Source organism: Indolivaga macrotermitis, assembly GCF_900128985.1.
GTDB classification, from domain to species: Bacteria; Bacteroidota; Bacteroidia; order Bacteroidales; family Dysgonomonadaceae; genus Dysgonomonas_A; species Dysgonomonas_A macrotermitis.
Window position 1 is genome coordinate 620,181 of record NZ_FQUC01000002.1, and the last position, 24,061, is coordinate 644,241.

12 protein-coding genes and 1 tRNA gene are annotated in these 24,061 nt (G+C 38.4%); 4 read left to right on the forward strand and 9 right to left on the reverse strand.

The features are described 5' to 3' along the window. Positions 1-21: 21 nt before the first annotated feature. The 8 genes from BUC12_RS05520 to BUC12_RS05555 all read right to left on the reverse strand — a co-directional run bounded on the left by BUC12_RS05520 (position 22) and on the right by BUC12_RS05555 (position 16,274). Positions 22-95 (reverse strand) — tRNA-Asp (locus BUC12_RS05520). A gap of 289 nt (positions 96-384) precedes the next feature. Beyond that, on the reverse strand, positions 385-2,241 hold the full coding sequence (locus BUC12_RS05525; RefSeq protein WP_062183988.1) for a RagB/SusD family nutrient uptake outer membrane protein: 1,857 nt from the start codon (positions 2,239-2,241) through the stop codon (positions 385-387). A 35-nt stretch (positions 2,242-2,276) separates the two neighbouring features. Further along, a complete protein-coding gene (locus tag BUC12_RS05530) occupies positions 2,277-5,462 on the reverse strand; it encodes a SusC/RagA family TonB-linked outer membrane protein (protein ID WP_062183985.1) in 3,186 nt (1,061 codons plus the stop codon). A 22-nt stretch (positions 5,463-5,484) separates the two neighbouring features. Beyond that, complete coding sequence (locus tag BUC12_RS05535; RefSeq protein WP_157257575.1) at positions 5,485-7,152, reverse strand: fasciclin domain-containing protein; 1,668 nt, start codon at positions 7,150-7,152, stop codon at positions 5,485-5,487. Between the two features lie 19 nt (positions 7,153-7,171). Further along, on the reverse strand, positions 7,172-8,959 hold the full coding sequence (locus BUC12_RS05540) for a fasciclin domain-containing protein (RefSeq protein WP_062183979.1): 1,788 nt from the start codon (positions 8,957-8,959) through the stop codon (positions 7,172-7,174). 7 nt (positions 8,960-8,966) lie between these two features. Next, entirely contained in the window at positions 8,967-10,568 is a 1,602-nt protein-coding gene (locus BUC12_RS05545) for a RagB/SusD family nutrient uptake outer membrane protein (RefSeq protein ID WP_062183976.1), read from the reverse strand. A 32-nt stretch (positions 10,569-10,600) separates the two neighbouring features. After that, positions 10,601-13,894 (reverse strand): SusC/RagA family TonB-linked outer membrane protein, encoded by a 3,294-nt coding sequence (locus BUC12_RS05550; protein WP_070808634.1) that lies wholly within the window; start codon positions 13,892-13,894, stop codon positions 10,601-10,603. 25 nt (positions 13,895-13,919) lie between these two features. Then, positions 13,920-16,274 (reverse strand): fasciclin domain-containing protein, encoded by a 2,355-nt coding sequence (locus BUC12_RS05555; RefSeq protein ID WP_062183970.1) that lies wholly within the window; start codon positions 16,272-16,274, stop codon positions 13,920-13,922. Between the two features lie 720 nt (positions 16,275-16,994). On the opposite strand from BUC12_RS05555, the gene BUC12_RS05560 reads away from it, so the two are divergent. The 4 genes from BUC12_RS05560 to BUC12_RS05575 all read left to right on the forward strand — a co-directional run bounded on the left by BUC12_RS05560 (position 16,995) and on the right by BUC12_RS05575 (position 22,233). Next, the gene (locus tag BUC12_RS05560; RefSeq protein WP_062183967.1) at positions 16,995-18,416 is read left to right on the forward strand and encodes an Mfa1 family fimbria major subunit; all 1,422 of its coding nucleotides are present in this window, start codon (positions 16,995-16,997) and stop codon (positions 18,414-18,416) included. Between the two features lie 85 nt (positions 18,417-18,501). Continuing rightward, positions 18,502-19,434 (forward strand): FimB/Mfa2 family fimbrial subunit, encoded by a 933-nt coding sequence (locus tag BUC12_RS05565; RefSeq protein ID WP_062184037.1) that lies wholly within the window; start codon positions 18,502-18,504, stop codon positions 19,432-19,434. Between the two features lie 23 nt (positions 19,435-19,457). Continuing rightward, positions 19,458-21,263 (forward strand): FimB/Mfa2 family fimbrial subunit, encoded by a 1,806-nt coding sequence (locus tag BUC12_RS05570; RefSeq protein ID WP_062183964.1) that lies wholly within the window; start codon positions 19,458-19,460, stop codon positions 21,261-21,263. 7 nt (positions 21,264-21,270) lie between these two features. Then, a complete protein-coding gene (locus BUC12_RS05575; RefSeq protein ID WP_139262010.1) occupies positions 21,271-22,233 on the forward strand; it encodes a hypothetical protein in 963 nt (320 codons plus the stop codon). An 87-nt stretch (positions 22,234-22,320) separates the two neighbouring features. Here BUC12_RS05575 and BUC12_RS05580 read toward each other — a convergent pair whose 3' ends face one another. Beyond that, positions 22,321-23,979, reverse strand: a complete 1,659-nt coding sequence (locus tag BUC12_RS05580; protein ID WP_062183958.1) for a DUF6377 domain-containing protein — start codon at positions 23,977-23,979, stop codon at positions 22,321-22,323. Positions 23,980-24,061 lie beyond the last annotated feature (82 nt).

Here is a 24,061-nt window from a genome sequence, read left to right on the forward strand (position 1 = left end):
TTGATTTTCGACTTGCGTCTGCGGTATGGACGGGACTCGAACCCGCGACCCCCTGCGTGACAGGCAGGTATTCTAACCAACTGAACTACCACACCATTTTTTCAGATTACACTTTCTCTCAAATGCGTTGCAAAGATAAGATAAGAATTTGAATCCTACAATAGCTTTGCAAATATTTTTTGCATCTCAAAAATTAAGACTTTGTATCTTAAGTCATTAAAAAGAACGCAGAATAAGAAAAAACAATTTTATAATATAAAGAGATAAAGCATGCCCTATTTTTCAATACCAAAACGATACAATATACAAAAAACTACCCCCGAAAGCTATTTTGGCTCCCGGAGGTAATCATCCTTTTTTTTAATACCTTTCTCTCTCTTAAACTTATTGTTCTACATTTTCATTCTTTGGCAAGAACCAATTACTGGAAGATAATGTCGGTGCTGATTTTCCGGCAGCTTGAAACTTTTCATTCAGCGTTTTATTCAAGAAAGCCGTACCGTTCTCACCCGTTTTATCTCTTCTCATCGCTATCCGCAATAAAGTTCCCCATCTGTTACCTTCAAAACCACATTCAAGGGCATTTTCGGTCACAATAGCATCTTCCATCCATTTAATAGAGTCTGTTTTGGTCATTACCCAATCGGGTTTCTCTACATTTTTTAAACTTGCCCGACCTCTTAATCCTGCATTCTGATACCAAGGAGACCTGTAAGTCACAAATGGACTACTGTTATTACGCGCATCCAAATAAAATGGTTCCGGATAAGGTACAGATGCATCTGTATCATTCAATGGCTTATAGCCTGTATATTGAACACCTTCTTTATCCGAACGAAGAGTACCATCCTCTTTCGCCCAATCGTAATTAGTAATAATACCATTATTGATAATAGCATATGCAATATCAGGGTACCCTGCCCTATTTGCAGCTTCCGCATAGCGCAGGTGTAAAAGCCCGGCCCTATATATAAACCATTTCCCGCTTTTCGAATACTGATCTGTTGAATATTGATTATATGACAAATGGATTGTCTTATTATCATCGGTAGTTTGAGCATAATAATCATACAGATATTTCAGAACAACTGGTTCTCCATTCACATAGTCAAAAGAAGACTCACGTCCACGACCGTCAAAAACGAAATCATTGCTCTGTACCTGAGCTTCCCAAAGACCATTTATAGCCCATGAAGAAGGCTTAAGATAATATTTACCCTGACCTGTATTTGCAAACAACTCTATCAATGGATACGTCGGCGCAAATTTGGTATCATAACTTACCATATTGATCATTTCCCTATTCAATTCGGTGTCCGTAGAAGATCTCGAGAATATTTCTTTCCATTTATTTCTAAATGCATTTAGATCAGCACCTTTAAAACGCTGGTAGCAAACCTGGAAACGAGGTTCATTTGATGCATCCCAAACCCAGGTATCCAATTTATAGGCATAATATGGGGTACTGCTATACTCTTTTGTCTCTGCCTCTTTAAAGAAATTATTATACTGGGTAGCAGCCTGTACGTAGTCATTTGCCCAAAGGTAAAGATCGCCCAATAACAGTTTCTTATTTAGGAAAAACAACTTCAATAAGTATCCATCAGATGTTTGGTTATACAATGGCGAATCTGTAGATAAGTCCAATGTAGGCACACTAGTCATACATTTAATCAACTCCTGTACCAACTGGTCAAACTGATATACAGGCACCTTATCTGCTGTCAGATCTTTTATAGTTACCAGAGGATCAGTCACATAATACACATCACCAAAATGTGTAGCCATCTCCAGATAGACCCAGCAACGTACAGTCATTACATCGGCATAGCGATAACTATAATCGGCTTTGCTCAGCTTGTTATCTGCCAACATCTTATCAAAGTTACTTAACGCATCATTACAGTTCAATATCACTTCATAAAATGGTGCAATCTCACACCATTTGTTAGAAGCGGTTGCCGTATGATTATTTATATCCACCAAATCAGGAGTAGCGTTAGTCGTTACATCCATCAAGTCGGCACGTAACTCTTCGAGCACAATAACGCGGTCTGCCAATTTCATAAATTGGGAATATATGCCTAAGATTGCCTTATCCGCGTCATCAGCAGTCTTATAGCTATCTTCGGGATTTACCGCATTCTCTAATTCTGCATCCAGCATATCCGAGCAAGAGGTCAATACAGAAGTCGTAAGCAAAACTATAAACACAGCTGTTAATAATTTATATAGCCTCATAATATTTTATCTTTTAATTTCTATTCGTAAATATTTTATAGACCTATCTTCACTCCGAACAGCACTGAACGGGCTATCGGGCTCATCCCGGTATCAATTCCGTAATACAATGGGCTTTGGCTTGCACTGAACTCAGGGTCATAACCTAAGTACTTTGTAAATGTCACCAAGTTATTACCCGTTACGTAAGCTTGCAAAGTCTTAATAAACTTCTCCTTGATAGGGAAGTCATACGACAACGTCACAGTTTTCATTCTTAAATAAGATCCATCTTCAATCCAACGATCCGAGAAACGTGAATTTTCCATAGGGTCGCCCCATACAGCCCGTGGAGTATTAGTCACATGTCCTTCGTATGACCAACGATTCAGGACAGATTGTGTCTGATTATTGTATCCCTGCATAGACTCCAAATCGCGGCGTAATGCGTTATAGACATCATTTCCGACAGAATAAGTCAATATTGCATTCAGCTGGAAGCCCTTATAATAGAAAGCAGTATTAATATTTCCGAAAATATCCGGATTAGGATCACCAATAACAGTCATATCATCTTCGTTGATAACATTATCCGAACTGTTTACATTTACAAACCGAACATCACCGGCAGCAAAGGGAGTAAGAGTTCCATTATCATTCAGTTTGCTCAAGCCTGCAGCGGTAGCTTCGGCTGTTGTTGCATACACACCATTGGTTTTGTATCCATAGAATTGTCCTAAAGGAGAACCTACTTTTGTCCGCACATAACCTCCGGCTATCTCTGTCAGCTTTTCATCAGTAGACAATTCGGTAACTTTATTCTTATAATGAGCGATATTAACACCTAAGTCCCATTTAAAGTCGCGGTTATCGATAATACGGCCATTGATTCCAAATTCGAATCCTGTATTCTTCATAGCTCCGTCATTCTTCGCATACATACTGATACCTGCTGCTCCATTTAATTGTTCCCACATCAGCATATCAGTTGTTTTACTGCTATAGATATCCGCGCTAAGCTGCAATCTTTCGTTAAATAACGCCAGGTCTATACCAGCATTAAGCTTCGTATTACTCTCCCACTTCAATTCGGGATTAGCAATATTGGCCCTCACAAACCCATAGTATCCTAAGAAGTTTTGAGAATCATAATACGAACGAGCAGTATAATTACCTATATCATTATTTCCGGTACGGGTATAACCTAATCTGAATTTCAGATAATCGATCTTATTAACATCCGCCATAAAATCTTCCGACGAAATCAGCCAGGCACCCGATATTGACGGGAAAAGACCAAATACATTATCAAACATCTTCAAACCGGATGCTTCTTTGCCGATACGCGAAGAGCCATCAAGAGCCATATTAAACGATGCAAAATATTTGTTTTTATATCCGTAATCAGCGTTTAAGTAATAAGATAACCATTTCCAATTATCGATACTTCCGTTTTTTTGCGTAAGATTTATATCACCCTTACCTACCGTTTGCAAATTGTCATTCGCAGAGTTATATGCCCAAACCTGATCATACTCAGAATTATTGGACTGATATCTCAGTCCTCCTCTGGCTGTAAGATTATGATCGACATTGAAATTATGAGCGTAAGTTAACCGTACATCCCCGTAATACTGCAGATAACGGCCAACCATCGATTGCATCTCGTTTGTCACTTCTGCTGTAGGAAGCATCTCATGATGCAAACCATTGGAAGGTAGGAAGACATTCTCACGAACCTTATCAAAGGTCAAACCGAAAATTGCATTTATCGTAAAATCATTATTCAATTTAAACACACCTTCCAGATTTCCGAAGAATCTATAATTCTTACTCTTCTGATATGTTTGTGCATCGACTAATGCGGAGGGATTGGATACATCAAAGATATCCGATTGTTCATACTTAGGTGACAATGCCCCTGCTTCGTCATACACATTGGAAGCCATAAACGGAGACTTGATCAAACTTACATAAATAGGATTCTGATCCCTGTTTAGAGTCTCATTCATCAGGTCTTTTTCGGCATACGAGAAATTCAGGTTAGCATTCAGTTTTATATCCGAAGACATATTCACCTGCGTATTAAACTGTGTATTATAACGGGTATAGCCTGAATTTTTAACAATACCGTCTTGCCCGGTATATCCTACCGACAATGCATACAGAGCAATATCATCTCCTCCTTTAACAGATATTCCCAGATTATTGGTCATACTATTTTCGAAGATTTTATCTTGCCAGTTTGTATTGTGATTATACCTGTAATAATCTTTATTCCCTTCTATTCCCCATTTCTCAACTACAGGTACTTCCTGGTTTATAAATGGAAGAGCTTGTATTTCGGAAGGAGTATAAAGTCCGCTCGAACCTAACATTTCCGACAAATAAGCTTTCGACTCCCATCCGCTCAGCATCCGATACTGATTTTTCGGCGTAAGATTTATTCCGGTATGAGCATAAAAATCAATAGATGTAGCCTGAGTTTTAGCCCTTGCTGTTGTTATAAGAATAACACCATTCGCACCACGGCTACCATAAATTGAAGTATTGTCTTTCAGTACGGTTATTGCTTCAATGTCTTTCAAATCCAGTCCTGATAATGGGGTTATCATATGACCACCAACCAAAGATTCACCTATTGTTGAGTTTTCATATGGAATACCATCGACAATGATCAACGGCTGATTGGTCGCATTCAGAGATGTGAATCCTCTCAGGAACAGATTTCCTCCTGCTCCCGGTGCTCCGGATCGCATAACACTATTCAGACCTAAGCCCTCATCCTGCAATATACTCTCAACACCAACCGATCCTTTTTTATAACTTTTCTCTACGGAAATAGGCGAAACCGCAGCTGTTGTTTCCCAGATATTAGCAGTTCCGAAAGGAGTATTAATAGTTCGATCCGACGACTTGAATGTATCATCAAATAGCAAAACTGTAATCTCTTTACGTCCTTTAACAGCAACCCTTTGGGTAGCATATCCCGGAATCTGGATCTGCAGGACAGCTCCATCGATAGTCTTCGATAGATCAAAGCGTCCATCATCATCAGTTATCGAAGATGCAATGCCCGGAATAGAGACTGCCGCTCCCGGAACAGGTTTTCCGGTAGCCGACTCTAATACTACTCCGGTAATAACTGATTCCTTTTTCTCCTCCTGATCCTGAGCGTAGCCGCAAACCGAAAGAGAAAACACTACCAATAATAGTATATATTTTTTTATATATGTTATCATATTATTTCTCAATTAAAGATTATTATTCGGCTGGTAACTTGGGGACTAATAAAATATAGTCTAAAAACAACATTCCTTGCGACTGGGTAGCATTAGTCTTAGCAGTATTACATAGCCACATCGTTAAATTGCCCGATGCAGGCACACTCATTATACTCGCATCGTCCCCTTTAACAGCAGTAGTTATGTACTGAGTTGTGTTGGCACCTAAATTCCATTTCGTCATTTTCCGTTCTTTATAAATACCTGCTGTATCCTGAGCGACAAAGCACATCAAGTCTCCCAGATAATTATTAGCTACTCCATTTGCCGAAGTATATGCTAACTCGGGCTGACCCGGCATAGAGATAAACAACTTCTGATCGAATCTGAATATATGGTTAGTATCTTCGTAATGCCAGTCTATATCATCATAAGCTACGTAATGGATCTCGTAATCCACCGAATTAACAGGAGCTTGATAGCGGATATGGAAATTCTGTGCATTTGCTAACGAAGCTGTATTATTATCCCAAAAGAAGGTTTTATTTTCGGAGATAATCGAATCCTGTCCTTGCGAACCGATCAAAGTAACATTATCTGTCTGAACAAAACGGCAATTGAGCATAATATCTCTTTCTCCGCTGGCCCATCTTCTAAACCGAACATATAAATTTGAGTTTGAAGATGATGACAAATAATTCTCGCCTTCTATCCTTATCGATTGAATTTTATTTTTCAATAAAATATCACTTTTAGAGATTACATAGACGCGACCATTAGATGCTTCGTATGTAGACTTAATATTGGATCCGTTGATAGGAACTTTTACCCCGTCAACATTTATGATTGTATCTACCGCTGTCAGATCAACCACCTTGTTGAGAGAGATAACCATATCACGGCAAATATTTTCTTTTACCAATGGTTCAGTAAGCGAATCTACCTGTTGTTTAAAATAAGGCATATACTTACTCTTCAGATAATCGAAGCCATCGTCCTCTAACAGAATAAATGTCACTAACGAATCTTCGTTATTGATCGGATATTCAGTCAAAAAAGGATTCACATCTACCCAGATTGTATCATATTCCAACTGTCCTAAATCATTAACTCCGGTTTGAACACTTCTTTCCTCATCCATCACCTTCGTGTTCATACTTTCAAGATGCTTCACAAGCTCGGTGTTCTTGAAATTGCTCAGGATATAGTCAAACACATTGTCTTTCAGCTCAAATGGTTTATCTACAATATGTATCACTCCGTTTCCGGCAACCTTATCAGCCGATATTATTTTTGCCCCTTCCAATGTCTGAGACGAACTATTGAAACGTACATACTTTGTATTCACCATTTTCAGCTTGCTCATAAAGACAGCATCGGTCGAAATATTCTTCCCGTAAGCAATCTGATAACTTACGATCTTCTTTAACGACTCTATATTATTTGTATCAATACCACTCCATGCCGAATTCTGAGGAGCGAACACCGTAAAATTGGACGCTTGCTCCAACAAGAGATTATATCCCGTTTTTTCAATGGCACGGGCAAAGATTGTCAGATCGGGGTTACTTTTTATTTGTTGCAATAAATCTGCTTTTATTGCACCATCGGAACCTCCAACATGATCATCCCATTCGTTCTCGCTACAGGACATAAATCCTGCAACAAAAACTAACATTACTATATATATTATTCTGAAATTCTTCATAAGTATAATGCTTTTGATTTTATCGTACATCATTATCGGCAGAACAAGCTAAGTTTGTTGGTGCAATAGTTTCGCAATCAGCTCCTTTATAGATCGCGTTACCCTCAACATCGAAGCGAGGCCATAACTGGTCGTCATCCACAGGTATAAAATGGATCATATCCAACCATACATTCGAAGCTTTAGCCTGGTTGATAGATTCAAACTTCAGCCAATGGCGTCCGGTCGATTCCACAACGATAGTTCCCAATAATCTTGAATTCATAGTACTGTTACGTTCTTTTGCACTATAGCGTTTCATCCCTGAAGCCAATAATCCTTCCGATGCAGCTGCTGTATCGAAATACTCATCTAATGTTATAATATTAGCTAACGTCTGATCCTCTTTACCATCCTGCTCAAATATGGTTTTGATCTTATCTCCATATCCGGCACGTCTCCAACATAACCATACGTTATATGTACCTTCTGTCAACAAAGGAGTTTTCATCGATACCGAAGTGATACGGTTAAAATTGAACTGCAGGTTATCGTAATAAGCATAAGCTGTCTTCGAATTATATGCAGACTCTGTACAATACTGGATAGCAGTATAAGCTGTATTTCTTATATCGAATTTCATCTCAGATAGTTCGTCTAATGCTATATTTATAGCCTGACCAACGCCTTTCTTTCTGAATTCTTTCAGTTTAACAATTTCAGGTTGTTCTGCTATATCCCAGTACACTGCCATTGCCGGCCTGATAACCGGTCCTACATAACCTCCAAGATCTATCATCACTCCATTGTCACAGCTATAGTCGGTATATGTAGAACTTTTAAGAACCGGTATTCCTTCTTCGGTAGTCCCTGCCGACACATTTATATATTCATTGACCAATAATTCGCCATTACTGTTTTTGAATGTCAACACCTGATTAGGTGCACCCGTTTGCAAAGCACTTATCAAACCTAAGTCTGCAACATAGTACAACCCTTTCGAACAATGGTATGCCGCATATGTCCACAACAAGGTTTTCGTTGATGTTACATCAGGCAGAACACTAGACAGATAACTAATCAAATCGGCTCTACTGGTGATACCCTGATCTTCAAAAGTTTTATCGCTCTGTAGAAATACGGTTTTCCATTCATCTTCTTTCGAAACCGACAAAGAATCGAGCCAACCGGTTTCTTTCATCACAGTCTTAAATAATGAATATGTATCAGGTAGATTTGAGATTTCACCAGACAGGGTTATTTCGTTTGGAGTTAATACCTTGTCTATTTTATTGATATATCCATTAGCACAGCGTATATCCTTCTCAGAGATCAGACCTTGCCTATTTACCCTGATCAATGCTGTTGAACCTGAAGCTTCGGTTGCTGTAGTCAGGTATTTTTTCAACATTGTAGGGCTCGGCAAACGTCCATCAACAAAATCGGCTGTTGGCAATGTGTCGTTTACAATATGGAATTTGACCATATTTTCCAACTCTGTATCGGAAAATTCACTCCATGACGATTTTCCTTTTTCTTTCACATAAGCATCAATAGCCTCATTAGTAGGAATAAAACATGTATAAGTTCCATACGCATGTATCATCCCTCTGAATCCTGCTTTATCTACTATCTCGAGGAAGGTAGACATTGTCGGATCTTTTTGGGTGATATATTCATCGATCATTATCTCGTCTGAAACTACAAATGTTTTCCCGTCTAAATCGTCGCTGCACGACGAATAGCCCAATGCCACTGCCACCACTATAAATAGCGACAGGGTTGCTAAGTAAATATTTACCGGTTTTATATAATTTGTTGCTTTCATGGCTTATTTATTTTGATGTTGTTGCATAATATGGATTTTGTACCAAATTAGGATTAGCTTCAACTACCGATTGTAGTATCGGCCAGTAACAGAACCATTCATTACGATATTTTACCAAGAGGCTCGCCAATTTGTCAGACGGAGCTGCATTTATGGCCATCTGTTGCAAATAAGTAAAATTAGCATCCGAGAAATTATCCCGTTTCGCATGACGTAGAGTGTCATACCAGCGTTTTCCTTCGAACGCAAACTCACGACCGCGTTCGTCGTAGATCAATTTTTCTAAAGACGCTGCACTTATATCACCCATATTGTCAAGTTGGGTTTCGGGCGTCTCAATAGCATTAGATCTTTCTCTTACTTGTTTTACATAACCATATGCCTCTTTCAATTTAGCTTGATCGTTATCGGATTTTGCCAATTGAGTCAGAGCTTCAGCCTTCATTAACAGAACTTCCGGATAACGATATACTATCCAATGAGGAAATGTACGTAACGGACGCATAGCCGTTGAAGACGAACGTTCTAATCCTACCCATTTCCAGATATAAGATCCTTTATACGAAAAAGAGTTTCCTCTGATATCATATACGTCTCTGTCATCGCCTGTATATTCAGGGAAAATATTCTCTGATACGACCTCTATGTTTGGTGTGAAGAATGGCCTTTGCCCATTGAATATTGTATAAAATGGATCGGTCAATGTCTCATGTGTTTTAGGGTACTGTATTTCGAATATACTTTCGATAGAATTGCCCGTAACGTACAATTTATCAAATAATAAATTTACATCCGATTCACTCACATGGTAAACACTATCAATGCTGGCTCCATTAATAACTTCAATTTTTTCCTTTGATACCGGGATCAAAGAATATTGGCCGGAACCTATAATCTGAGTACAAAGATCAGCGCATCCCTGATAATTTTCCTGCCACAGATAAATATCTGCCAAAAGAGTTTTTGCCGACCATTGGGTTATACGCCCTTTATTCGAATCATTGTTTCCATAGCTCAACGGCAGATTATTAATCGCAGTCTTCAAATCAGAAACCAGGCGTTCTAAGATTTTAGTTCCTTCGGTTTTAGGCAGGTTGAAATCTTGAAGGTCAGAGGATGAAGCATCTTCGGAAAAAGGAACATCCCTGAATGAGCGAACCAAATAGAAATACATCATAGCCCTTAATGCTAAAGCCTCAGCTTCATACTGAGCTAATAATTCATCAGAAAATGATGCATCCACATCTTGTACAGCCGGAGCATTTTCCAAGACATCATTACACTGGTTGATCGTCTTATAGAAGGTACTCCAATTGCAATATCCGTTTTCTGTACTAATCTCACCTTTCACTATATTAGCTGCAGAAGAGTTAGCTGATGTTCCCACAGTCGTCAAATCGGCGCGAAGCTCACCCCAGATGTACATTCTATACATCAGTTCGGCCTCCAGCAAAGAAGAATAACAACCAATTACAGTAGACTCTACATCTTCTTTACTTTGCCAGTATTTAGACCCAACAATTTCATCTACAGGTTCAAGAGTGAGCCAGTCTGAGCAAGATGTCAACGTAAGTGAAATTGCTATTATTGTTAATATTTTCTTTATCATAATATTATCTATTTCAAATTATTGATACCAGATCAGAATGTTAAGTTAATACCAATCGCCGCAGTCTTAGGCCTAGGAGCTTTTGACTCATCATAACCGATCTTGTTCAGGTCACTACTTCTCGAACTAACTTCGGGATCTAAACCCGAGTAATTAGTCCATACGTACAGGTTATACAATGTGCAGTATATATTCATTGCCGAGACTCCCAACTTTTGAATCACATTTCTATCAAATGTATATTTCAAGGTCAACGATTGGAAGCGCAAGAATGATCCATCTTCTACATAACGGTCTGATCCCAACCAGTTATAACCTTTACGGTATAATGCTCTCGGCAAAAGATCGGAAGGTGCATCCGCCGCATTTTCATATGCAGCACGCCATCTGCGAAGAGTTGCTTTACTCTGATTATCGAAGTTATACATCGATTCCATCGACATCTTTGTAGAGTTGATAATATCACATCCATAACGGAAATTGAAATAAGCATCCAAAGACCAGTTCTTGAATTTCACGCTTGGACCGAATCCTCCCGTAAGTTTAGGATTAGCATTACCCAGATATACAATATCCTGTTCATTAATATTTCCATCATTATTGATGTCGACATATTTCGCATCACCTGCCTCAAATTCATACCCTACGGTTGGATACCAGAATTTCATTTTTACAGGAACCTTTTGTCCGTTTTCGTAAGTATAGATAGCATTTCCGTTTTTATCTTTCGCTATCGTTTCCGAATCGTTCAAATAGACACCCGCATATTTATAGCCATAGAATGATCCCACGGGATTTCCTTCCTGAATACGTGTCATAAATTTACCGTTTTCGGCAGTCGGTGTAGTGGAGGTCGATATATTATCGGATAGTTTCGTAATGATATTATCATTATGAGCCAATGTCATTCTGAAATTTACATTCCAATCTTTACTTCTGTACGGAGTTGTGAAGACACTCAATTCCCATCCTTTATTTTCTATCGTACCCACGTTCATCGAGATTTTATCGAATCCGGAAGTATTGGCTATAGCTGCATTGTCGAAGTACAAGTCATTTGTAGTACGCTTATACCAGTTAAAGTCAATATCAATACGGTTATCAAAAGCAATTAAATTAAAACCCGTATTGATTTCTGAGGTTTTCTCCCAGCGAAGATCTTCCAGTTCCATACTTGAAACATAAATCCCCTGCATACCTAAATATGTATAGCCATATGATCCATACTTTTTATAAGCAAGGTAGTTTTTATCCAGTGCACGTCCGCTCTCGCCATAACTGATACGATAACTCAGGTCATCAATAAATTCAAATTTCTTCATGAACGGTTCACTCGAAACCCTCCAGCGTCCCGACAAACTAGGGAAATATCCGTAACGATGGTTCTCGCTATATTTCGAGTCTCCGTCCATACGTATTACCCCATTGATTATATACCGGTCAAGGAAACTGTACTGAGCTGTCAGTAATGCCGACATTGTACGTTCCTGTGTACGGGACGAAGCCGTAGATATTATGCGCGATTGCAACGAAGGATCCTGAACCTCGGTTGAAGCCGTATTGGCAGAAACGAGCCCCCATCCTTCTACTTGCTTATCATACGTAGAGAATTGTCCTCCTACAAATAAGCTATGCTTATCGTTGTTCAGTTTAGGATTATACGAAAGCCTTGTATATGATCTTACGATGAACGCTTCCAGATCCGAATCTTCAGCCCTATTCGATGTAGCTTCATACCAAGGGCGTCCGGTAGCTATCTGAGGTAAGAACTTTTTATTCTTTTCGCTACTGATATCGAATGCTAAGTCTGCATCCAAGATCAATTGTTCGGGAACAATCTGATATTGTAGAGAAAATTTAGGTCTGACACGATCCGTTACAACATCCCAGGTTCCTTCTTCAGCCATCGCAACAGGGTTATAAATTCCTTTCTTATATTTGTCCAAATCTGCCGAAGTAAAACTACCTTGGGGAGTTTCGGATGGAGAGAAATATTTTCCTGTGTTTATACCCGTATCAGTATACTCATAGATGGACTGATTAGGCATTTTCGTATAGGTCGATTCTAACAAGTCAGTCATGAAGTTCTTATTGTTTTTTGAATGGGTATAAGAAACATCGGCACTAACACGCATGCGCTCCGAAATATTATAATTCAGGTTGAAATTGGTTGTTATACGATCCAATGATTGCCCTATAACGTTACCGCTGCTATTATAATACCCTAACGACATACGATACAGAGCCTTAGTACCCCCACCTGATATAGACAAGTTATGATCTTGTGTCCATCCCGTTTGAGTTATAGCATCAACCCAGTCGGTATCTTGTCCGTAGTTATAATAATAATAAGGATTGTTAGGGTCACGGGCAAACTGAGGATAAGAAGACAAATCTATAGGAGTTCCCGAATTTTGGAATGCCTCCTGTATCATTGTTACATATTCGTCTCCATTCAGGGTTTTGATAGGCGACCCCAGCTCAGTCATCATTCCTTTGAACGAATATGATATACGGGGAGGACCATAAGTTCCTCTTTTAGTTTTGATCAAAAGTACCCCATTTGCACCCTGGCTTCCGTATAAAGCAGTTGCTGCAGCATCTTTCAATACCGAGATCTCCGCAATATCCGAAGGCGAAATATTCAATAACTGCGAATAACTTTCTTCGTCCGCCGTTGCAAAGTCAAAATCGGAAGATATAGTTACATCGTACGGAATATTATCAACAACGATCAAAGGATTGGAACTGGAGTTTATTGATGATGTTCCACGGATACGGATAGACATCCCCGCTCCCGGCTCTCCGGAAGTAGCAGTAATATCAACCCCGGCCATACGTCCCTGTAAAGCCTCATCGATAGAAGCAACCGGTAGATCTTCGATTTCCGATGCATCAATTTTACTATAAGCATAAGTCATATCCCGTTCTGCAATTGCAAACGGACCGGCATTAGCTTTCTTTTTAGCAGTAACTACAACTTCAGTCAAGCCTTTGGCATCTTCTTCCAGTGAACAATTCACTTCTCTTGACGCTGCGGAAAGTGCTATATTTTTGGATTTAAACCCAATGGTTGTAAATACCAGCTTATGTCCCGGATTAGGAGTAATTCTCATACTGAAATTTCCATCCAGGTCGGTCTGGGTACCTAAGACAATACGATTATCTTTATCCATTTCCACAACAGAACAGCCAATGATCGGCTCCTTATCAGTTGCAGAAATAACTTTTCCTCTTATAAGCACACTCTCCTGAGCATGTACCGCCATCCCTGTCATCAGAAACAGAAATGACAATAGATATATGATTGAATTTTTTCTATTCATTGATTATCTGATTTTAGGGTAATTATTATTCTTCCGGTATATATTGCAGATAATTATCAATTTCGTGCAAAACAGCTTTAGCCCCGAAAAGATTACTACGCTTAACTCCCTTCACAACCGAAGCCGATGTATTTACACTTCCACTGTTTTGAGTCTTGAATACTAAGTTCCCACCGCTCTTTTCTGTTCTTAAGTAGGTCGATGTGATAAGAATCTTGTACATAGTAGCCGAAACATCATAAGCCTGAGTTTCGCCGGTAGATAACAACACTCTGTTATATCCATCATTGAGATACACTTTTCCGGGAAGAATATGATACATCACGAAATTGATTACTTTTTGCAGATTGGCTACAGACTCGCGGCTCTCCTCGATTGTAGGCAGAACACCGGCATTGATAGCCTCCTGCATCGCCTCGTTATTAGGCATCAATATTGTATACATAGAAGACGTACTTAGGGTAAAAGCCAGCGTTGTTTGTGTATACAATTCTGTGATATAATCATTGTAAATAGATATATTCGGGTTCTCGGCAGCCGCATGCTGAATGTAGGTCAACATAGGTTGCTCTTCCCATCCACTAACAGATGTAGACAAAGTCGTATTTCTGGAATACTGCAATAACTTGTCGATTGTATATACTGTTCCGTTAGAGAACGATTTCTTAAATGTGGCAGTAACCCAGTTATTTTCATCGTAGTTACCTAACATCTGAATTTTTCCGTTTTTGAACCGGATCATATCTCCATTCGCATTTACAGCATAACCGTATCCATCGTATCCTAAGCTAGGGCTACCATCGAGGTTTTGCAAACGCGTGTCGATATCAGAGTTATTTATTCTTTTGAACACATGTGAACGAACCAAACGTTGCATACGGGTATCGGCTACAACCAAAGTATTTGAATGAGAGAATCCATAAGCCGAAGTTATCCATTCCCATGTAAATCCATCATTTGTTATCAGTTGGTCTGATGGTAATAATACAATATAATTCGCCGATGAATATCCATTCATTGAAGACCTTAATAACTCTTCATACAATGAAGAACCAAAATATTTATCAAAAGCATGCTTCCAGAGCGAATAGTTGGGATTCAGTAAAATCTCGGTAAATACCGTTTCAAAGAAGCGGGTCTTGATATAATCGCTCGATCCATAAAAAAATCCGTTACTGGCAGGTTTTATATCATTGAATGTACTTCTATCGAAGTCTGATCCGCTTGAACCGGCACCATTCAGATAATCTCCCGCTGCATTCATTTGACCTTTATAAGTACCCGGCCATACCATTTCTTTTACCATCTGTGCATTAATGAAATAGTACAAAATATCGGCAGGCACTTTATCGAATGATGTATAATAGTCACTTAATTTTTCATCGAAAAATTTCTGGACAGCAGCATTATTAGGTGCAAATAAGGTAAAACCGTTCGTCTCAGCCTCTTTATCTATCGATCCATAACTCTCAGTATTCAATTGTATACTGGTACCGTAAAACTTAATTTTAACCTGATCGATATTTTTAGAAGGATACAATTCCTGGAAATACTGGTTAATCCCTGAGGTCTCAAGATATTGGATAAAATTATATCCACCCGAAGCGGTTCTGCTTTGTACCAGATTTTTGAACATCGAATAATTATCGTTATTCAACATCCTTTCAAGATTAGGAAGAGGTTCTATTACCTGGTCAACCTCATGAGCGACTCCATTTCCTGCAATCATGTCAGCAACCAGGATGGATGCATTTTGTACATTTCGGCCTGTATACTGGCTGGCCGGATAAAATGTATTATAATCTGCTGCAGTAAGAGGTTTAGTACGCGAATCGAAATACCGGGCCAGATAAAAAGGCAGATACTTCGAATTTGGCTTGGATGCATTGAAAGATCCGTCTCCGTTTGCGTCCACAACCCAGATCGAATCAGAACCGTTCCATTCTCGGTATATGGGTTCGTAGTACGGTGTCCGCTTTTTGATACTTTGCAGAGTATCCCATCCTCCGGATAGGACGTCCGAAAGTCGTTCAAATTTATAAGAATTGTACACCAAAGAATAGGCTACAATCTGCTCTACCACCGATTGAGGAATATCGCCAACATTTGCGTATCCGTTAGCAGTTAAATAAGACTTAAATGCATCATCATTTGGGGCAAAACATGTAAATAAGCCACTACCGTGAAGCGATGAGGCATACAATGTACGGTCTACACAAGCTAAGTAGCTTGTGAACCGGCCTTCTTGTTGAAGGACATCGTACAATGGGGGCTCAGCCCACGACGGACTTTCATAGTACTCATCCCTGTTGTCAGAACACTGAACAAGGAAAAAGCCTATGGTCATAAATAATAGGATCTTAGGCAATATGCTTTTCATATTGTTGTAGATTAAATGATTATTAAATTTAGTGCAAATTCGTAAGAGGTTAAAAACGAGTGCTATTACAAACGGTTATCTATACACATATAGCTATCTTTAGTTACACACTAATAGGCATTAGAAAAAAGATAAATTAATAAACGATACTACTAAGGACAGCTAGATACAGATTTAAGGGAATTTTTTGCGTTTTTTATGGTTCTACTTCATATTAATAATATTATTTAAGGGATTGTTACAGAGCTGAACTTTATTCTTTAATTATTTTAACGCAAATCAACAAATATTATCACATTCAACAAATATAATTTCGTACATACGTATGGAAAATCGTCCTGCTTTTTTATTCATATATGGCATACTGCGCATTTACAATAGGTTTTAACTAAACCTATACTCTCAAAACCAAATTCATATTCTTCTAAAAAAATATAGATTATTACAATATGTGTTTCATCAAAAACAGATAGTGATCTGTATAAATTTCGAAATTCTTTTTTCTCAGCTTAGCAAAAAAGGCAACATTATTCCAAAAGTAAAAATACTGATAGAAAAGACCTTAAATAAATCGACTCTTTATCCTTTACTTTTTAATCATAAAAACATGAGATTAATGTCTTTTTCATACAGGCATCGGTTTGAACTTTTTATCAAGTACACTGTTTTACACTATAAATATTAAACATATTTAACTCACTTGCTTAAATAATAAAAATCATGAATTTAAGAAAGATTCTTTTTACGCTCACGGTCGCTACTGTACTCATTTCATGTAGCGATGACAAAAACGACAACTCGAATCAAGGCCAGACAGGAGCAGAAACTTATGTCAATCTATCGGTATCATTACCTGGCTCAACTAAGACAAGAGCACTTCCCGGCGACTACAATGAAGACGGAGAATACGAAGGTGAAGATTTGATTGAAACACTTGATATATATCTGCAATCAGCAGATGGAACCGTCGAAGCTAAACGATTCACCGGATCGGATATTTCCACAGATGGAACTTCTGTAGCACCAAGTCAGCCTTTCAGAACCACATCCGGATACAAAACAATCTATGTTGTACTTAACAATCCGGGGCCTCTTGGAACAACTATTACAGCAGAAGATGAACTGGTTGACATCACAGATCTGGCTCAGCTTAAAACAGTTAACGGAGTAAACTATGATTTAGTTACAATGACCGGAAAAACAGCTACGACTGTATTTATTGCTCCGGATATACCTGTACAAGATGTAGTTAGTGGAATCTCCAACAAATTCCCTATCGAAGTTACACGTATAGCATCTCGCGTAATTGTAACTATAGCCAGCGGAGCAAGCCATGATCTTGAAGATGAAGATGGAAACGTAATTGGTAGTGTCTCCAACGTTACTTACTCTGTAGCTCAAGGCACAAATAAAGTTCACTGGATCACCCAAACCAATTATGACACATGGGGAACTGACTATGTTCCTGTATTAGGTGAATACGCAAATAAGGCGACTACTTATTATGAATATGCCGATTTGTCTACACCCGAAGCTGTACCTGTAAACCCTACAGCTGCTGATGGCTACAAATCTCTAAAAGGTAAATTCTTATTTGAAAACACTCACAAAGAAGGTACCCTGAAAACAACTGATTACAGAAAAGGTAATACGGCATATGTACTTGTTAGAGCAAAATTCACACCTAACGCTGACGCTATTACTGATGGAGGTACTCTTACTAACGGAACATTCTACGTAGGATATTCAAACGGTCTGATATATTCTACTAAAGCAGCTGCACAAACACCACCTCTGGGTGTGCAAAATCAGAAAGTAGCAACATATGTAGAAGGCAAAATGCTCAATTATGCATGGTTGAACCCTGATGATCTTGAAAAACCATTAAACTCTCCGGTAGTAAGAAATAATATCTATCACATCAATATCACCGGATTCAAGAGACTTGCTTATAACTGGAATCCATTGTATCCGGAAGACCCTAACACTCTAGATCCAAACAATCCGGATCCTAAACCAGGCCCCGAAGAGCCAACCTTACCGGTAGATCCTATTGACCCATTGACTCCTGAACAGACTTATATGACCGTAGAGATTACAGCTAAAGCATGGACTGTACACTCTTACGACATTGAATTCTAAATAAAACCCTCATATATTCTAACGGGATTTTATAACTCCCGTTAGAATATAAATATTAACTATGATTCGGGGAAAAATTGAGAAGATGAAATTATCTTGCAAATATATATTATTGGCTGGAGCTATTGCTTTGACTCTTTTATCGGGATGTATAAAAGACAGCTACGAAGATTGTATCAGTGATCTTAATGTCTATTTCTATTCGAAGACATCATGCCAACTGGATACAGTTTATCCCGAGCAAATAAACGATATTACTTTATGTGTATTTGATGAGAACGGAGTATTGGTATCTCATCAACAAAAGAACAATATCGAATTAGCCAATGGCTATACAGAAAAAATTCAGGTTTACAACGGTTTATACACTGTTTTAGCTTGGTCTGGTATCGACAACTCATATTTTGATGTAAACGACTTGCAAGACGGTGTCACCAAAAAGAGTGACCTGCTGTTTCGTTTAAAGCGTATACAAAACCTAGCATCATCTATACAGGGGGTAAAAGTCTATTATGGCGAAAGGCCTTCGATATTAGTTGAGGCTAAAAACTCTAAACCGGTATCCGTCAAAGTTCCGGTAAATCTTCTTGAGGTTACAAATCGACTAACAATCACTATTGAAGGTTTAGCCGAGAGTCCGGACGATTATGAAATCAGCATAGAATCGAACAATGGTTCGATGAATGTAAACGGGACTATAGCCAAAGACGATACAATAAAACATGAAGCGGTAACAACTTCCGAGGCGGGAGTACTGAAAGCCGAATTCACCTTATTAAAACTTGAAACAGGTTACAATAATACTATTGTAATAAAGAATAAAGCTGATGGCACAGAGCTATATAGAGGAAGCTTACTAGGAACCCTTTTATTGAAAAATCCTGAAGTAAACTTAAACTGTGACCACGACTTTACGATTAAATTTACAACAAAAGACCAATGTTCTTGCGGTACTTATACCATAATGGAAATATGGGTCAATAACTGGCTTGTGCATAGTTATAGTACAGAAATGTAATTTTATCGAAAAAGAAAAAACTGATGAGATTTATCAAGAATAATATACATAGCCGGTTTACATATTTTGCTGTTATCGGCATTATAACAGCCTTTCTACTTACCGGCTGCAACAACGAAGACTCAGGTAAAGGAGGCTCTAATGGCGAAGCTAATATCTCGCTATCTATCAGGGCTGCCTCATCCAGTATAAACGAAGATAAAACCTTTTGGGAAGATCGTGTTGACGAGTTACGTATGATTCTCTTCGATTCAGAGACCGGAGCCGTAGCTTTTAATGAAAAGCTATATTTTCCGAACGGATTTGATGAAAAGAGCAGAGCCGTACAAATGAATCCCGGAACATATGATTTCTATTTTATTGCTAATGAAACTGTATATCCCGGTGATTTTGTTTCTGCCCTCGCCAATATCACTAATAAAAGTGAATTCGGTACAAATGCCAAGTTCACCAGTATAAAATATAATCCGGACTTTATTCCTGATGGAACCAGTCAGGATGGACGTTTTCTTATGTCCGCTATTTATAATGACATAACTATTGTTAGCGGAGGTACAGAAAGTGCACCATTACCACTACCGTTACCTACAAATAAAGTCGAATTGATACGGGCACTTGCCAAAGTTGAAGTCATATTCCGTAAAAAAGTATCCGGTAGCTCTATACCTCAGAACACTATAAGTTCGGTCAGCCTAAATAATGTTGCCGCCAATATTTCTCTTCCTCCTTATGATAATTATTATACAGGAGACAAAGAGACATCAAATCCGGCGACACTTACCGGGTTCAATTATGCCAACGATAGTATTGGTGCCGCTACCTTTTATATTCCTGAGTTCCTCATTGCAGACAACGGGACGGGATATACTGAACTGAACATTAATAATCAGACCTTCGCTATACTTAGCGATCAGGGTAAAGCCGGCATAACTGAACAAAGACGCACAGTTCCTGAGTTATCCAATAACAGTGTAATAAGAAATTACCATTATATAATCAATGCTTATGTAAAAACAAGCGGAGGTGTGGAAATAAGGGTTTATGTAGAACCTTGGAAAAAGGACAAATACAAATACCTATTTGAAGGAGGCAATCAGGTTGTAATTCCTCCGGTAACACCAACCGACTCCAGTCTGATCATACAAACCGACTGTGGTAAGATCGAGATAATGGCTCAAAACGAATATATGTCAAACGGGCTTCAGGGAGCATATAACGACGTAGTCAACTATTACGATCCTGACCTACAAGGGCCTACAATATACAAAGGCGATCCGCCCTACTATTGCGAGAAGAAGTACGGCGAAGGCTGGCGACTAATGAATTCATGCGAACTCATGTCCTTTCTGGCAACACTAGATGCCGCATACAATGTATGGATGTGTAATACATGGGATACAGATGGATACAACAGAAATCACCCGGAGTCGGCACTGCCCTATTATTCTGTATCGCTCAGAAAAGAAGCTCAGGCTCTATTGGAAGAACTAACCGGTCTGGACTTATCGGCTTCTGTTTATCAGGATACTAATAACTGGCAGGATGCGTTACCCGATAAAAAATTAAATATTATCGACGAATTTTTCACGCCTGGAGATATTATGCTGAGACCAATGGATTTTACGGCAGCAACCTGGCCGTTCCCGACTATGCCTACTCAAGAAAATTGGTTCTATTACGAGTCTGCCATTCAGGTAAAGGCTTTCTGGTATGATGCAGGCTATGTAGACTTGTCTCTTCGTGAAAACTGGGACAAAGTCCTTTATGGAAGCTACCAGAGATATGATTACGGAAGTACTGTTTGTCGTTGTGTACGGGAAGTAGATTGATATAGAAATGCGAAAATTTATTTATTACATATTATCGTTAAGTTTAATATTCTCCGCTGGCTGTACCGACAATGTCAGCGAAGAAAGTACGCCAAAAATGGCGACTATAAAACTTAGGCAAAACGGATTTGAAGCAGCGGTTATAGATGAAGATAATCTGGAAAGTGAGCAAACGATAAAAAACATTACTATACTACTGACCGATCCATCATCAGATATTATAACACATAAATATGTTAATGCAGGATTCTCTGATGTAGACGACTACAGATTAGTTACACTACCTGTCGAATTATCGGAACTGGGGAGGAAGGATATTTATGTAATAACTAATTATGGAAATTCCAGTTTACAGTCATTAACAACCATCTCTGATCTGAAAGAAAAAACGACTCCGGCTGTAAATAAAACAAACAACTTAGACCCGGAAGACGGGTTATGCATGTTTGGTAAAACTCTCGATTTTGATTTCAATAACGATACCAATAGCCCCGCCATTGTATATGCCGTAAGAACTTGTGCTAAATATAGGATAACACTCACTTTTCCTGATAATCCTACATTAAGCACAAATAACACCTTCCTTATTGCAAATGCAGCTAATTACACATACATTGTTAACAATACGGGAAATAGTATTCCGAGCAATGCATATTTCAATTTTGCAGCAGAGTCTCCTTTACTGGAAACAAGCAACGCTAACGAATATTCCAATATTGCTTATGTATATGAAGCCGATAAAGCTCCTCAAATGCACATCTATACTCATCCGAATAATTCGACAACAGCAGAGGAGTTTTTTGCTGATCTGCCAATACCCAGGCGCAATTATTTATATGATATAGAAGTTCAAGTCCTGGACGGAGGTACAAGGTCTCTATCCGCCGGAAGTAACTCTAAAGCGCAATTCGTATATAACATGAAAGTGACTACATACAATAACGAAGGCAATGTAGTAGAGCCACAGTAAGATAATTCTTTATCTTAACTAAATAAGACAATTTCATTTACAACTATATTATTTTATCTCCTTCTTAACACCAAACTACACACCGGATTACGCCCGGCTAAACGTTCCGATTCTTCTTGCTGCCACCTCGAAATCCTCACGGGCGATTTTGGCCTTGTTTTTCATTTTAGCGCGGTAGTTATATATTGTATTGACCGAATATCCCAAGAAATTTGCAATTGTATTGCTATCATTTATTCCAAGCCTGATCAGAGCATATATGCGAAGTTCCGTATTTAATATTTCTCCTTTTTTTAAGACAATCCGCTCTTCATCCAAAAGCAGGGAATTGAATTTCTCTATAAAATTGGGAAACAAATGCAGGAATATTGTATCAAAATTGGTAAACAGCTCTCTCAGCTCATTATCCTTAAGTTCATTATTCCTCGTACTCTTATAGAGTTCGTCTATCTTATTATCTTTTATCTTGGAATTAGCCATCTTCCGGAAAGAGTCCAGCTTGTCTATATAATTTAAGCATTCGCTCAGGAAATATCCAATGTATTCTTCCTTGACCTTATTGGCTTCAACTGCATCAGAATTTATATCGGATAGTTTTTTGTTCATTTCCGACAATTTCCGGTTGAGCTGATTCAATTTAGAATTGGATTCTTTCAGGTGTTTACTGATCATAATCCCTTTACGCATCTGTTTGTAGACATAACAGACAGATATAATAAGCAATACCGATAGTACACTGATTACAATAAGAAAAATACTGAGCGTCTTTTTTTGTTCGTCATTTTTCTGCTGATAAGCCTTATCTATTATTGCCTGGATATTTAGTATTTCCGAACTTCGTATACGGGTATTATAATCGTTTATATTATCCAAAGAATACCTGACGTAGTAGTGAGCTCTGTCTACATCTCCCTCCTTCATCAATATATCAGATAACATCGTAATAGAAGCATTATCCTTTATCGCCGACTTGACATCCGAAATGGCCGATAATAACAAATAGCGTTTTTCCATGTCATGATTTTCAGAGAAACGATACAATAATGCCCGATGAAAAGCAACATATGCAAACTCGGGTGTTCCTTCTTTGGTCAAAGCCAATCGCTTATCATTAACCAACAGAGCTTGGTTGATTTCCCTCTTTTCACGAAGGTTTATCTCCTGTATTTTGAGGTATTCTTCCGAATTTTTATCAGCAATCATTAATAGAGTGTCTGCATAGGCATGCGATATCTTTCTGTACCTGTCTTTATTTCTCATATCCTGAGTATAAAGAGTAAGCCCCGAATAGATATAACGGCTGGTAGAGTAGTATGCAACCTTTTGCCGTTCGTCAAATAAATGTGGATTCACTTTCGCAACGATATCAATAGCCTCTTTATACGAGCCCAATGATGTAAAGAGATAAGCTAAAGCAATAGATGTTTCATTGATCCGGCTCTGATCGTTCAGATTTTCGGCTATCTTCAGGTTTTCATTCAGATAAAATATGGCCGAATCTGATATATAAGATTTGTATTCACTGTATAGCGATTGATTGAGCGCATAACTCAGAAGAGGAGAACTGCTCAATTTTCTTTTCTCTATTTTAAGATTCTCAATTCTTGAGTTCTTAAGTTCAATATAAACATCCTTATGCTTTATCTTTTCATCCAGCTCCTTGAATAAAGAATTTAAAGTAGGTTCACCTAGGATTGTACAAATCGGCAGGAAGATCAAAATTACAGTTAATGTGAAAAATCTCATGGCTTTTCAGGTCTTAGTTGATCAAAGATAAAAATATTTCACATAAAAACAGATAAATCTTTTTTAACAAAAGGTTTTAAAA

Bases quoted from the DNA above. Each gene is read 5' to 3' on its own strand.
- BUC12_RS05565 (WP_062184037.1), top strand. From the start codon at position 18,502: ATGAAATTATCTTGCAAATATATATTATTGGCTGGAGCTATTGCTTTG.
- BUC12_RS05575 (WP_139262010.1), top strand. From the start codon at position 21,271: ATGCGAAAATTTATTTATTACATATTATCGTTAAGTTTAATATTCTCC.
- BUC12_RS05540 (WP_062183979.1), bottom strand. From the start codon at position 8,959: ATGAAAGCAACAAATTATATAAAACCGGTAAATATTTACTTAGCAACC.
- BUC12_RS05580 (WP_062183958.1), bottom strand. From the start codon at position 23,979: ATGAGATTTTTCACATTAACTGTAATTTTGATCTTCCTGCCGATTTGT.
- BUC12_RS05530 (WP_062183985.1), bottom strand. From the start codon at position 5,462: ATGATAACATATATAAAAAAATATATACTATTATTGGTAGTGTTTTCT.
- BUC12_RS05555 (WP_062183970.1), bottom strand. From the start codon at position 16,274: ATGAAAAGCATATTGCCTAAGATCCTATTATTTATGACCATAGGCTTT.
- BUC12_RS05550 (WP_070808634.1), bottom strand. From the start codon at position 13,894: ATGAATAGAAAAAATTCAATCATATATCTATTGTCATTTCTGTTTCTG.
- BUC12_RS05535 (WP_157257575.1), bottom strand. From the start codon at position 7,152: ATGAAGAATTTCAGAATAATATATATAGTAATGTTAGTTTTTGTTGCA.
- BUC12_RS05570 (WP_062183964.1), top strand. From the start codon at position 19,458: ATGAGATTTATCAAGAATAATATACATAGCCGGTTTACATATTTTGCT.
- BUC12_RS05525 (WP_062183988.1), bottom strand. From the start codon at position 2,241: ATGAGGCTATATAAATTATTAACAGCTGTGTTTATAGTTTTGCTTACG.
- BUC12_RS05560 (WP_062183967.1), top strand. From the start codon at position 16,995: ATGAATTTAAGAAAGATTCTTTTTACGCTCACGGTCGCTACTGTACTC.
- BUC12_RS05545 (WP_062183976.1), bottom strand. From the start codon at position 10,568: ATGATAAAGAAAATATTAACAATAATAGCAATTTCACTTACGTTGACA.